The organism is Bittarella massiliensis (ex Durand et al. 2017) (genome assembly GCF_017566145.1).
Classification (GTDB): domain Bacteria; phylum Bacillota; class Clostridia; order Oscillospirales; family Ruminococcaceae; genus Bittarella; species Bittarella massiliensis_A.
The window spans coordinates 25,485-38,558 of the sequence record NZ_JABFCL010000004.1; the positions used below are offsets into that span (position 1 = coordinate 25,485).

11 protein-coding genes and 1 tRNA gene are annotated in these 13,074 nt (G+C 62.0%); 4 read left to right on the plus strand and 8 right to left on the minus strand.

Going from position 1 to position 13,074, the window contains the following annotated elements:
* The first annotated feature begins 38 nt into the window (after window positions 1-38).
* The 4 genes from yidC (at window position 39) to HJY11_RS06255 (ending at window position 5,879) form a co-directional block, all read left to right on the plus strand.
* Window positions 39-2,108: a membrane protein insertase YidC gene (gene yidC, locus HJY11_RS06240; RefSeq protein ID WP_243764280.1), complete on the plus strand. Its 2,070-nt coding sequence runs from the start codon at window positions 39-41 to the stop codon at window positions 2,106-2,108.
* 383 nt (window positions 2,109-2,491) lie between these two features.
* Window positions 2,492-3,205, plus strand: a complete 714-nt coding sequence (locus HJY11_RS06245; RefSeq protein ID WP_208075142.1) for a DUF2461 domain-containing protein — start codon at window positions 2,492-2,494, stop codon at window positions 3,203-3,205.
* Window positions 3,206-3,255: 50 nt separating this feature from the next.
* The gene (locus tag HJY11_RS06250; protein WP_208075143.1) at window positions 3,256-4,080 is read left to right on the plus strand and encodes an MBL fold metallo-hydrolase; all 825 of its coding nucleotides are present in this window, start codon (window positions 3,256-3,258) and stop codon (window positions 4,078-4,080) included.
* A 164-nt stretch (window positions 4,081-4,244) separates the two neighbouring features.
* Window positions 4,245-5,879, plus strand: coding sequence for a putative polysaccharide biosynthesis protein (locus tag HJY11_RS06255; protein WP_208075144.1), 1,635 nt, complete (start codon window positions 4,245-4,247; stop codon window positions 5,877-5,879).
* A gap of 67 nt (window positions 5,880-5,946) precedes the next feature.
* On the opposite strand, the gene HJY11_RS06260 is transcribed toward HJY11_RS06255, so the two are convergent.
* From HJY11_RS06260 to HJY11_RS06295, 8 genes are all read right to left on the minus strand, one after another.
* Window positions 5,947-6,894: a nucleoside hydrolase gene (locus tag HJY11_RS06260; protein WP_208075145.1), complete on the minus strand. Its 948-nt coding sequence runs from the start codon at window positions 6,892-6,894 to the stop codon at window positions 5,947-5,949.
* A 181-nt stretch (window positions 6,895-7,075) separates the two neighbouring features.
* Window positions 7,076-7,151 (minus strand) — tRNA-Gln (locus HJY11_RS06265).
* A 194-nt stretch (window positions 7,152-7,345) separates the two neighbouring features.
* The gene (locus tag HJY11_RS06270; RefSeq protein WP_059003892.1) at window positions 7,346-7,537 is read right to left on the minus strand and encodes an alpha/beta-type small acid-soluble spore protein; all 192 of its coding nucleotides are present in this window, start codon (window positions 7,535-7,537) and stop codon (window positions 7,346-7,348) included.
* Between the two features lie 107 nt (window positions 7,538-7,644).
* Window positions 7,645-8,124: a hypothetical protein gene (locus HJY11_RS06275; protein ID WP_208075146.1), complete on the minus strand. Its 480-nt coding sequence runs from the start codon at window positions 8,122-8,124 to the stop codon at window positions 7,645-7,647.
* Between the two features lie 248 nt (window positions 8,125-8,372).
* On the minus strand, window positions 8,373-9,236 hold the full coding sequence (locus HJY11_RS06280; protein ID WP_208075147.1) for a hypothetical protein: 864 nt from the start codon (window positions 9,234-9,236) through the stop codon (window positions 8,373-8,375).
* 138 nt (window positions 9,237-9,374) lie between these two features.
* On the minus strand, window positions 9,375-10,439 hold the full coding sequence (gene ftsZ / locus HJY11_RS06285) for a cell division protein FtsZ (RefSeq protein WP_021658878.1): 1,065 nt from the start codon (window positions 10,437-10,439) through the stop codon (window positions 9,375-9,377).
* Between the two features lie 205 nt (window positions 10,440-10,644).
* The gene (locus tag HJY11_RS06290; RefSeq protein WP_208075148.1) at window positions 10,645-11,715 is read right to left on the minus strand and encodes a cell division protein FtsQ/DivIB; all 1,071 of its coding nucleotides are present in this window, start codon (window positions 11,713-11,715) and stop codon (window positions 10,645-10,647) included.
* Between the two features lie 3 nt (window positions 11,716-11,718).
* A complete protein-coding gene (locus HJY11_RS06295; protein WP_243764285.1) occupies window positions 11,719-12,960 on the minus strand; it encodes a UDP-N-acetylglucosamine 1-carboxyvinyltransferase in 1,242 nt (413 codons plus the stop codon).
* Window positions 12,961-13,074: the final 114 nt, after the last annotated feature.

Here is a 13,074-nt window from a genome sequence, read left to right on the forward strand (position 1 = left end):
GGGGACGACTACGATGCGAGGATGTGTAGCTGTTTATGATGGACGTCATCAATACCGTCCTGGGGGTTCCCCTGGGCTATATCATGTACTTTTGTTACTGGCTGGTGCGGGACTACGGCTGGGCGATCATACTCTTTACCGTGCTGGCCAAGGTGGTCATGTTCCCCATCTCCTTGAGCGCGCAGAAAAACTCCATCAAGATGGTCAAACTGCAGCCCCAGTTGGAGGAGATCAAGATCAACTGTGCCGGCAACGCCGACATGGCGGCCGAAGAACAGATGCGGCTGTTCAAAAAAGAAAAATACAGTCCCTTTGTGAGCATGGTTCCCACCCTGCTGCAGATCCCCATCATCTTGGGACTGATCAATGTGGTCTACAACCCCCTGCAACACCTCTTCCACCTCAGCCAGGAGGCCATCACCATGCTGGCAGGCTGCGTGGGCATCACCGACATCGGCTCGGGCGCCCAACTGCAGGTGCTCAACGCCATGCAACAGACCCCTGAGGTCTTTTCCTCTTTACAGGGGTCCATTCCGGGGTTTGACCAACTCTTTGCCAACGTCTCCAAGATCAACCTGCACTTCATGGGTTTTGACCTGTCCCAGACCCCCTCCATCACCGATCTCTCCATCCTGATCTGGATCCCCATCCTCTCTGGATTGAGCGCGCTGCTGATGTGCATTGTGCAAAACAAAATCAACGTCTTACAGCGGGAACAGGGCTTTCTCGGCAAGTGGGGGATGACCATCTTCCTGGTGATCTTCTCCACCTACTTTGCCTTTGTCGTGCCCGCCGGGATCGGCCTGTACTGGATCGTGGGCAACCTGCTGGCCATTGCGGTCATGTACATCTGCAACCTGGTCTACAACCCCCGCAAGTACATCGACTACGAAAACCGCTCCGCCAAGCCCAAGCTCTCCAAAGAGGAGAAGGCGGCCGCCCGCCGCGCCTCCAAGGAAAACCGCGAGCGGTCCAAGGCGGACGAAAAGCGCTTTTTTGCCGAGCCGGACAAGCAGCTTGTCTTCTACTCTGAGTCCAGCGGCTTCTACAAGTACTTCGAGCGGTTTATCGACTACATCACCGCCCACTCCGACATTCCCATCCACTACGTCACCAGCGACCCCAACGACCAGATTTTTCACACAGCCAACGACCACATCCGCCCGTACTTCATCGACAACCGGGACATGATGACCTTTATGATGAAGATGGACGCAGACATGGTGGTCATGACCATGCCCGACCTGGAAAATTACTACATCAAGCGCTCTCTGGTGCGCAAAGACATCGAATACCTCTATCTGGACCACGCCATGGCCAGCTTCCACCTGACCCTGCGGGAGGGGGCGCTTGACCACTACGACACCATCTTCTGCTATGGGCCCAATCACGTGGCGGAAATTCGCGCCATTGAAAAAGAGTACGGTCTGCCCGCCAAACGGCTGGTGAAAACCGGCTATGGCCTGCTGGACTCGATGCTGGAAAACTACAATGCCCAGGAGCACCGTGAAAACCCGGTCAAAGAGGTGCTGATCGCCCCCTCTTGGCAGAAGGACAACCTGCTCGATCTCTGTCTGGACCCCATAATGGAGCAGCTGTTGGGGAAGGGCTACCACCTGACCATCCGTCCCCATCCCGAGTACGTCAAGCGCTTCCCCGCCAAGATGAAGCGGATCACCGAGAAGTACCAGGACAAACTGGGGCAGGAGCTGGAGATTCAGACCGATTTCTCCTCCAACAGCACCGTCTATGACGCCGATTTGATCATCACCGATTGGTCGGCCATCGCCCAGGAGTTCTCCTTTACCACCAAAAAGCCCTCCCTCTTCATCAACACCCCCATGAAGGTGATGAACGCCGAGTACAAGCGCATCCCCCTGGAGCCGCTGGACATCTCGCTGCGAGACCGCATCGGCGTGTCGGTAGACGTGGACAAGTTGGACTCCCTCGGCGAAGTGGTGGGCGAACTGCTCTCCCACACCGAGGACTACCGCGAAAAGGTCGCCGCCGTGGTGGAGGAGACTGTCTACAACATCGGCCACAGCGCCGAAGCGGGCGGGAAGTACATCCTCGCCTCCCTGGCACAGAAAAAACAGGCGCGACACTGACCTTTCAAGCAGGCGGCTGCCCGTGGGCGGCCGCCTGCTTTTCTGCCTGAATCGCCCCCTTCCCGTCCCCGCCCTCCTCTGTCCGCCCTCTCCCTACTCCTCTCCCCTTTCTCCGCCCTGGCGCTTCGTCTACCCGGTGTCCGGCCATCTGCCGGTGGGCGGCGTGACCCTCTTCAGCAAGGCCATCGCCATGACGGGCCCAAACGCTCGCCGGCACGACCCACCACAAGGCCCTTGACCCATCCGGCTGGGTCTTTTGGCCATCCGCTGCCCCCCAAAAGGGGGCCGGGCCCCAACATTCGACTTTTTCCCCGATTCGTGGTATCCTGTTGCTGTGAAATTGTGCGGCCGCCGGGCGGTTCGCAGTGCAGGAGGTCTTTTTCATGCCCTTTTCCGCCGACACCCTGGATTTCTTGTTTGAAAATCGAATGCACGACAGCCGGGAGTGGTTTGCAGCGCACCACGACCGCTACCGCAAGAGCGTTTTGGAGCCGCTGCGCCAGCTGGTGGTGGAGCTGACCCCCAGCATCCTCTCCATCGACGGGGAACTGGGGTGCGAGCCCAAGGTGGACCGCACCATCTGCCGCATCTGGCGGGACACCCGCTACACCCACGACCCCTCCCTCTACCGGGACAACATGTGGATCATCTTCAAGCGGGGCGGGCGGATGCACGGCACCGACTATCCCGGCTTCTACTTCGACCTGTCGGGAAGCGGTTTTGGCTACGGCTGCGGGTTTTACGCCGCCTCCACTGGGTATATGAATACCCTGCGCGGCCTGATCTTGGAGGGGGACCCCGACTACCGCCGGGCGCAAAAATCCCTCGCCAGGTGCAAACAGTACCAGATGGACGGCGACTTCTACAAGCGCCCCCACTACCCCGACCGCCCAGCCCCGGAGCGCCAGTGGCTGGAGCGCCGCAACATCGGCTTCAATGCCCTCAGCAAGGACTTTGAGCTGCTCTTCTCCGACCGGTTGGCAGCCTTTTTGGAGGGGGAATTGCTCCAGTTGGCCCCAGTCTACCACTTCCTGCTCAAGGCCGCCAAATTGGAGCAGCAGCGGCTGGCCGCCCTGGACAGCGCGCAGCGCCAGTAGCGGCAGATTGGTGCACAATTGGCCCCAGAGGCACAGAAAGGGAGATTGGCATGGTTCTCACCGTCCTGTCGGAAAACCGCTCAAACAGCCCGTTTTTGGGCGCTGAACACGGCTTGAGCCTCTATCTGGAGGCCGGCGGCCGCCGCCTCCTCTTCGACATGGGGGCCAGCGGCCTCTTCTGGGAAAACGCCCGGAAGTTGGGGATCGATCTGTCCTCGGTGGAGATGGCCTTTCTCTCCCACGGGCATGACGACCACAGCGGCGGACTGCACACCTTTTTGCAGGGAAACGCCCACGCCCCTGTCTACCTGCGGGAGGGGTGTTTTGCCCCCCTCTTCTCCCGCTCCGGCGATGGCTGTCGGCCCATCGGGCCCGACCCCGCCCTCGCCTCCTCCCCCCGGCTGGTGTTCACCGGCATGCAGGAGCGCCCTGCGGAGGGGCTGTTCCTCTTCTCCGACCTGCGGCACCGGGCGCACTGGCCCTCCACCAACCGAAATCTGCTGCTGGAGGAAGGCGGTTCTCTGGGTCCCGATCCCTTTTTGCACGAGCAGTACCTGCTGGTGCAGGAGGGAGGGAGCACCCTGCTCCTCTCGGGCTGCGCCCACCGGGGGATTGAAAACATCGTGGCCCGCTGCGCCGAACACCTGGGCCGGGCGCCAGACGCGGTGGTGAGCGGCTTTCACCTGACCAGTCCCCGCAGCGGCCAGGCTGCCGGAGAGGCGGAGGTGCAGGCGGTGGGCCGGGCCTTGGCCGCCTTTCCCCGCACCCGCTACTACACCTGCCACTGCACCGGGGAGAGGCCCTTTGCCCAACTGCAGGGGGCGCTGGGCGGCCGCCTGTTCCCCCTGCACGCGGGGCAGCGCCTCACCCTGTGATTCCTTGCCGGCAAACCGGTAAGGGCGCGGTCCCAGAATTTTAGAAAAGTCGGGAAATAGGCGGCGTTTTGTGGTAAACTAGATAGGAATGTTTGGCGGTCAAACCGCATTTTTCCAGGGGGCAGTCTGCCTGACCCCGGCCGCCGGTAAAGAGGGGGAAGCCCATGGCATCCAAACAAAAGCAGAACTTTCTGGTACAGGGGACCATTCTGGCAGTGGCTGGCATCCTGGTCCGCCTCATTGGAATGGTCTACCGCATCCCCATGGCCAACATCCTGGGGGAGGACGGAAACGGCATCTATTCAGTGGCTTTTGGCATCTACAACATCGCCCTCACCCTCTCGTCCTACGCCCTGCCGCTGGCCCTCTCCCGGCTGGTGAGCCAGCGAATCGTCCAAAAGCAGTACCGCAATGCCCACAACGTCTTTCAAAAGACCCTGTTGCTGGGGCTGGCCACCAGTACCGCCGTCTCGCTGGTCCTCTATTTCGGCGCCGGCTGGCTGGAAGATCTCTACGCCAGGGATGGACTGGCCGCCCCCCTGAAGGTGTTGGCGATCACCACCTTCATCATGTCGATGGTGGGCACCCTGCGCGGCTTCTTCCAGGGGCGTGGCACCATGATGCCCACCGCCCTCTCGCAAATTTTTGAGCAGATCGTCAACGCAGTGGTGAGTGTGTGGGCCGCCTATGCCTTTGTCACCTCCAGCCCCAGCCTCTCGCAGACGGCCTCGCGCGGGGCGGCGGGGGGAACGGTGGGCACCCTGGCCGGCGCCGCCACCGCCCTGCTGCTGCTGGCCGCATTCTACGCCCTCTACCGGCCCACCGCCATGCGCCAGATTCGCCATGACCACACCGATATAGAGGAGAGCGGCAGCCAGGTCTTTCGCATTCTACTGCTGACCATCCTCCCGGTAATCCTCAGCCAGACGGTCTATCAGCTGGGGAATACCGCCGATGACCTGATCTTCGGCAACATCATGCAGGCCAAGGGGATGGCCGCCACCGCCGTCAGCTCGCTGCAAGGGGTCTTCAACTCCCAGTACGTACTGCTCATCAATGTGCCGGTGGCCATCGCCTCGGCCATGGCGGCCTCGGTCATCCCCAGCATCGTCGCCTCCCATACCCTGGGGGACCGCCGCGAGGTCTGCCGCAAGGCCGACTCGGTCATCAAGTTCAATACGGTCATCGTCCTGCCCTGTGCGGTGGGATTGGCGGTGCTGGCCCGGCCGATCATCACCCTGCTCTTTCCCAGCCTGGTCACCTACCGCGATCTGGCGGTACACCTATTGGAGGTGGGGTCGTCGGCCGCTGTCTTCTATGTCCTCTCCACCATCACCAGCGCCATTTTGCAGGGCCTGGGCTTTATGCGCACCCCGGTCAAGCACTCCGCCATTGCCCTTGCCATCCACCTGGCGCTGATTCTGGGGCTGCTCTGGTTCACCGACCTGGGGGTGTACGCCCTGGTCATCGGCAACATCACCTTCCCCATGACCACCTGCCTGCTCAACTGGCGGTTTTTGCGAGCCCGCCTCCCCCACCGGCAAAACCTGAAAAAAATCTTTCTGGTCCCTCTCCTCTCCTCCGCCCTCATGGGGGTTGCGGCCTGGGGCGGGTACCACCTGCTGCACCTGCTGGTTGGAAGCAACCTGGTCTGTACCCTGGTGGCCATTTTACTGGCTGCCGGAAGCTATTTTGTGCTGGTGCTGGCCCTGCGGTGCTTCTCCAAAAAAGAGCTCTACGAGCTCCCCCTGGGCCGCACCATCGCCACCCTGGCAAGGCGGCTGGGGTTGCTAAAGTAAATTTATCTAAAAAAGTGCTGTCCCGTCGGACAGCACTTTTTTTGCAAATCTTTAGATATTGGGAAAACTACTCCATCTCCCGGTAATACCGGCACATCTGCAGCAGGAGTTCCCTGTAGCGCCCGGTGTCGGTGGTCATGGCCACCCAGGTATTGGCAGGGGCTGTCCCTACGGGGTCCGCCACCGTCTCGCCGTCCCGGTCTCCCGCGTCGTCCCGCACCCAGACATGGCGCTTTTCCCCGCCGCAGACGGCATCGTCCATTGCCCAGGCCACGGCGATGGCGTCGTGGATGATGTTGGAATCCTGGCCCTTGACAAAGGCGTTGTGGCGAGAATAGGCGAAGAGCTCCTTGAGCAGCGCGGCTTTGGGGCTGTCGCCGCAGGCGGCGATGAGCTCATCTAAATCCCCCTCGCTGAGAGCGCCGTCACAGGTGGCGTTGAGCCCCACCATATAGGTGGGCAGCTTTTCAAAGCAGATGCGGGCAGCTGTGGGGTCTTTAAAGATGTTCGCCTCGGCGTAGGGGCTCTGGTTGCCCATCTCAATGCCGCCGCCCATGATGTAGAAACGGGAGATGAGGCCCGGCAGGTCGGGATAGCGCATCAGGGCCTTGGCCACGTTGGTCAGGGGGCCGACGGCAAAGAGGAGCAGCTCGCCCCCCGCCCGCACTGCCTCGCGGTAGATGACGTCGCAGGCCTCCTCTTCATCCAGGGGCTGGCGGCCCTCCGGCAGAAGGATACTGGCGATGCCGGTGCTGCCGTGGACCGGGCTCACATAGTCGTCTCCCCGATCGTATTTTTTGAAAAAGGGCTCTTTTGCACCCGATGCCACCTGGGCGCCGATGGCCAGCACCTCATTGAGGGCACGGGCGTTGTAAAGGGTCTTTTTCAGGGGCATGTTGCCATAGACGGCCGTGATGGCCCGGATGTCAAAATAGGGGCAACTCTGGGCGAGGGCCAGGGCAAAGGCGTCGTCCACGCCGGGGTCGCAGTCGATGAGTACGGGAATGCGCGTCATAGGGATCGCCTCCAAACAATTTGATCTTGCTTTTATCATACCAGATCACCAGCGAAAGGGCAAAGGACAAAAGACCTTTTAAGGTGGGGGAAAGCCTCTTTTCCCCCGGCCGAGGTGCGGAGGGTCCCCGTCGGCCACTGAAAAAAGCAGAAAAAAGGCCACATCTTTCGATGTGACCTTCTGGCTGGGGTAGAAGGATTCGAACCTTCGGAATGACGGAGTCAGAGTCCGTTGCCTTACCGCTTGGCGATACCCCAATATTTTCTTGGCGCCAGCAGTATTTATTATACCCCAAAAAGGGGAAAAGTCAACCTGTTTTTGAATTTCTTTTTCATTTTTTCTGCAGATCAACAGGCGGGAAAAATGGGCACGCCTTCCTTTTCTGCAACGGGAAAAGCGCCCCGCCGATTGGCGGGGCGCTCCCTGCGAGAGAAAAAAGCGAGAGGCGAAGTTACTTCGCGGAGTTCTCGTAAGCCTCGATCATCTTTTTGACCATCTGGCCGCCCACGGAACCGGCCTGCTTGGAGGTCAGATCGCCGTTGTAGCCCTGTTTCAGGTTCACGCCAACCTCGTTGGCGGCTTCCATTTTGAACTTGTCCATCGCTTCGCGAGCTTCGGGAACAACAATTTTATTGCTAGACATGGTACATACACTCCTTAAAAAATAGATGTTATTTGCGTTTGCAATAGTAGTATGGCCGCGCCCGCCAACACTATAGCTGGAAATGTTTTCTCGTCTTTTTCTGCATTTTAAAAGGAGCCCGCCGACGGCGGAAGCCCGAGAAAGAGGGCGACTGCTGCCGCTGCCAACAGGGTGTACCCGCCGCTGATCCCCGGCGGCAGAGGCAGGTCCTGGGGATCGGCCAGCCGCCCAAAAGGGCCGTGGATAGGCCGCAGCAAACTCACCACCGTCTGGCCGTCCTGACAGCTGGAGTAGGTGAGGGTATCCCGCAGGGACATGCCGCAACTGATGACCTGCCCCTGCGCCTTCCCTGTCTGGTGGAGCCAGGGAGCGTCCTCCTGCCGCACCACAAAACCGCCGGCAAGGGCACTGGGCGGCAAAAGCACCCCCCTCGCCCCCTCTTTGACGACCACCAGGCTCTGCCGCCAGCGCAGGGCGTCCCAGCTCTCGCTCTCGAACAGGCCGTAAACCCGGCCCTCCCGGGAAAATACGGCGGTCTGTCCGCTGCGGCAGAGAAGGGCCTCTCCCCGAAAGAGAAGTTTTTCCACCGCCCGGGGAATCCTTCTGTCCCCGCTGGGACCCAAAAACAAAATCGGGATCAATCGCTCATCACCACTTTGCCCTTTTTGCCGCCGTCCGGCGGCCATTCCCCCTTATTCTGCCCAGGATTTGCCGCCGCCACACTTTTGCGCAAAAAAAGAGACCGCCTCTCAGAGGCGATCTCACTTTCGCACGATTTGATTGCTTTGACGAGCACAAATTTCAAAAGGGCTCACAGCCATTCCCCACCTGCCCGTCAACGTCCGCCCAACAGCTTGGCAATGGTCTTGAGCAAGCCGCCCGCCTGGCTGCCGGCGCTCACCAAAACGGGGCGCTCCTGGCAGAGGGGCGGTTCCGGCCGCACCGGCGCCGCCTTTTGGGGCGGGGGCTCCTCCCCTTTGGGAGGGGCGGGGGGCGCCGCTTTGGGGGGCGGCGAGGGGGCGACAGGGGTCTTGCCGCCGCTGATCTGGCCGCGCATCTCCTCCAACCGCAGCTGGTATAGTTCCACGGTGTCCTCCATCCGGCGGAGGTTTCCCTGCATCTGCGCCGCAGCCGCCCGCAGGGTTTCGCTCAGCCCAGCTACCTGGTCCCCCAACTGCCCCATCTCCCGGGAGAGGGACTCCAGCTCCGAAAGGGCCCGGTCCCGCTCCTCCCGGCCCTGGCGTTTGCCCTGGCGCACCAGGTCGGCGGCCATCCGCTTGGCCTCCACCAGAGCGCTCGAAATTTCACCCTGGCGCTCCTCATAGCCCTTGATCTTCTCCTGGTACTGGCGCACCATCTCCTGCAGCTCATCCCTCTCGGAGTGAAGGCTGTGAATCTCCAGGTCGCTGCGGCTGAGCTTGTCCCGCTGGGCGTTGATCTGGGAGTTGAGAAAGACCACCTTTTCCCCCAGCTCTTTGGCGCCCTCCTTCTCCTTCCCCAACAGCCCGTCCAGGCTGTCAATCCGCTCTCGCAGAGCGGCGTTTTCATCCCGCAGGGCGTGGGTCTCCCCCTCCAGCTCGTCGATGCGGCTCAACAATTCGCTGCTGGTCTTCTGGTTTTCGGCGTTGAGCTGCTCGATATAGGCCAGCACATCCGCCTTGCGGAAGCCGCCGATCGCGCTCTTAAACAATCCGTCCATGACACCCACCCTCTGCTCGGTTTCGATGTTGCCAGTATACCACGCCCGCCCTCAAAAAACAATCGAATTGCCTCTCCGGGCAGCAAAAAGGGAACCGTTCCCTCCCGGGGCCGGTTCCCACTCTCGCAGGGGCGACGATCAGTTGCCCTTGTTTTTGAAGATGTTCATGATGGAGTCGATGTCCTCCTCCATCGAGTCGTCCCGGGACTTAAAGGTGTAGTCGGGAATGCCGAAATCGGCCTTGTTCTTCTCGTCAAAGCCGGTGGCGATGACGGTAATCTGCATCTCGTCCTGGTAGCTCTCATCAAAGGCGGCGCCCCAGATGATGGTGGCGTTGGGGTCGGCTGCCTTGGTGATCTCGTTGGAGGCGATGGACACCTCGTCCAGGCTGATGTCGGGGGAGGCGGTGATGTTGATGATGACCCCCTTGGCCCCGGAGATCGAGGTCTCCAGCAGGGGGCTGGAGATGGCGGCGGCCGCCGCGTCGACAGCCTTGTCCTTCCCGCTGGCGCGGCCGACGCCCATGTGGGCCAGCCCTGCGTCCTTCATGACGGTGGTGACGTCGGCGAAGTCCAGGTTGACCAGGCCGGGGACGTTGATCAAGTCGGTGATGGACTGCACGCCCTGCTTGAGGACGTTGTCCGCCGCCGCAAAGGCGTTGATGAGGGTGATGGGGGTCTCGGAGATGAGGCTGAGGCGCTCGTTGGGGATGACCACCAGCGAGTCGACGTGCTCGCGCAGGGCGGCAATCCCCTCTTCGGCCTGCTCCATCCGCCGCTTGCCCTCAAAGGGGAAGGGCTTGGTGACAATGCCCACCGTGAGGATGCCCTGCTCCTTGGCGACTTCGGCCACCACCGGCGCAGCGCCGGTGCCGGTGCCGCCGCCCATTCCGGCGGCGATAAACACCATCTGGGTGCCCTTGAGGGCGGAGGCGATGGTCTCGCGGCTCTCCTCGGCCGCCTTCTGCCCCTTTTCGGGGAAACCGCCGGCGCCGCGGCCCTGGGTCAGCTTGTCGCCGATCTGAATCTTTTGGGTGGCCACCGAGCGGTTAAGCGCCTGGCGGTCGGTGTTGACAGAGATAAATTCCACGCCCTTCATCCCGTCGTTGATCATTCGGTTGACGGCGTTGCCGCCGCCGCCGCCCACGCCAACGACGCGGATGGAAGCGACCTGGTCGAAATCGTCATCGAGAATAAAGCTCACTGTTTTCGTCCCCCTAAATCGTTTGTATCACAAGGCACAGCGCGGGGTGAAAGGGTTTTCATCTCCGCCGTGACGGCATTTTCAAAAAAATGTTTACCTACTCTTAAATTTAACAGATGTCACGAAAAATAGCAAGGGTTTTTTACACTTTCACACAGGAAACCGGGCTGCTCGCCGCCGGTTTTCGTCTCTTTTGCCACCCCTGTCACTGGTCGTTCCCCCCGCCTCCTTCGCCGGCGTCCTCCGGCTGCTGGGTGGGGGCTTCCCCCTCTTGGGGGGCCTCCTCCCCGCCCTCGGGGGGCGGCTCCTCATCGGGCGCTGTCCCCTCCCCGCCGGATGCGCCGTTGGCCGCCTCCAGCGCCTGTACGGCGGCGGTCCCGGTCTTGGCCGTCACCTTGCCGGGGATCGAGGCGTCGAGGATGGTGGGTTCGGGCGAGAGGTCTTTTTGGACAATGATCTCGTGCACCAGCTGCAATTTGTACTCCAGCTGGTAGTCCGACCCCAGCTTGACCAGGAAGTGCTCCCCGACCCGCAGGGAAATGTTTTGGGTGTCGCTGAGGTCCACCGACTGCAGCTCCTCCAGTCCCACCGCGCTCACCGCCTGGTGGATGCCCTCCAGCAGGGGGAGCTTGTCCGGGTCGTCAAACTGCAATACCTCCCCCAATTCGCCCAGCTTGGCCTTGACCCCGGCGATGAGGTAGACCCCCTCGGGCAGGGAGGACTGGTTTTTGGCCATGATCCGCCCCGACTCAGAGAGGAGGATATAGCCGCCCCCCTCCTGCCTGACGGCGGTGCGGGCCATCGCGTCCTTGGCGGTGATGGTCACGGTGGTGGGGAGGGTGCGGCTCACCTGGATGTCGTCCAGGAGGGGGAATGCGCGATAGAGGGCCTCCTGCACCTCCCCCGTTTTGAAGCGAAAGAGGTTTTCCCCGATGCTCACCGGGCAGCCGTCCTCGACCTGCTGGGCGGTGTAGGCGGTGATCTCCCCCTCAAAGCGGACGGTGTCGATCTTGAAGAAGATGGAGACAGCCACCGTCGCCCCCACCACCAGCAGGCAGCAAAACAGCAGGAAAAAGCGGAACGCCGCCTTTTTGCGGCGCCGCTTCTGCCGCTTTTGGGCGATCGTCCGCTTGATCCGCTCCCGCTCCTCCAACTCCTCCTGGGTCATGGCGACGGCCCGGTAAAAGCCCTCTTCGGTGTACCCGGTGTTGTGGGTGCGCGGGATGTCCCGGCGCTGCGCCTGTTTTTTGACCTGCTTTTTTGGTTTCTTTTTCATCTGCTAAACCTTTTCCATCCGTCCGCCCAATGTCTGGACGGCTCTGTCCAACTGTTCATATCCCCGCAGGATGTGTTCAATGCCGCCGATCTCGCTCTGCCCCGCCCGCAGGGCGGCGATGCAGAGGGCTGCGCCCCCCCGCAGGTCCACCGCCTCGGCCCGCCCGCCGGTGTAGCGGCTGCCGCCGGGAATGCGGGCCAGCCGAGGGCTCTTGAGCTCCACCTCGGCGCCCAGCTTGCGCAGCTGGGGCAGATAGGCAAAGCGGTTTTCAAAGACCGTCTCCCGGATTTCGGTCTCCCCCTGGGAGGCGGCCAGAACCGCCGTCAACAGGGGCTGAATGTCGGTGGGCAGCCCCGGGTGGGGGGCGGTCACCAGGCCGCCCAGCCCCCGCAGCCTCCCCGTGGAACGCAGGCCCACCCGGTCGTAGCGCAGATCCAGTTCGCACCCCATCTTCTGAAAGAGGGGGAGGATGTTGTAGAGGGTCATGGGAGTGGTGTTGGTGAGGGCGATCTCTCCCCCACAGAGGGCGCCCATGCAGAGGTAGGTGGTGGCGGCGATGCGGTCCACCATCACTGTGTACTCGCAGCCGTGAAGGGGACGGCCCCCCTGGATTTTCAGCTCCCCGGTCCCCATCCCCCCGATCTGGGCCCCGCAGGCGGTGAGGAACTGAATCAGGTCCACCACCTCCGGCTCCCGCGCCGCGCCCCGCAAAAACGTCTCCCCCTGGGCGCTCACCGCCGCCAGCAGCAGGTTTTGGGTGGCCCCCACGCTGGGGAAGGGAAGGGTGATCGCCGCCCCTGTCAACCGCGGCCCCTCGATTTCGATGGAGCCGTTTGCCCGGCAGACTGCCCCCAGCCGCTCAAAACCGGTGAGATGGTAGTCCAGCGGGCGGCGGCCCAGGTCGCACCCACCGGGATAGGCGACCTTCACCCGGCCAAAGCGGCCCAGCAGCGCCCCCATGAAGATGGAGGAGGAGCGCAGCGAGTGGGTGAGGGCCGAGGGAAGAGGCCGGTAGATGGCGCAGGAGGCGTCCACCTCCCACTCATCCCCTGAGCGCAGGACCCGACAGCCCAGATACTCGAGGATCGCCGCCATGCTGCGGGTGTCCGCCAGGTCGGGGCAGCGGCGGAGAACCACCTTTCCCCCCACCAAAAGGGCCGCCGCCAAGATGGGCAGACAGCTGTTTTTCGACCCCTGAACGGCCAGTTCCCCCCGCAGGGGACGTCCCCCTTCCAATCGGTACATCGCCACAAAACCATCCCTTTCCGCAAGTGCTGTCCCCCTCTTGCAGGGGGTATGCACCAGGGTATGCCCGGGGTGGATTTTGTGTGATTTCGCCGCTTGGGCGGGCTATTTTCG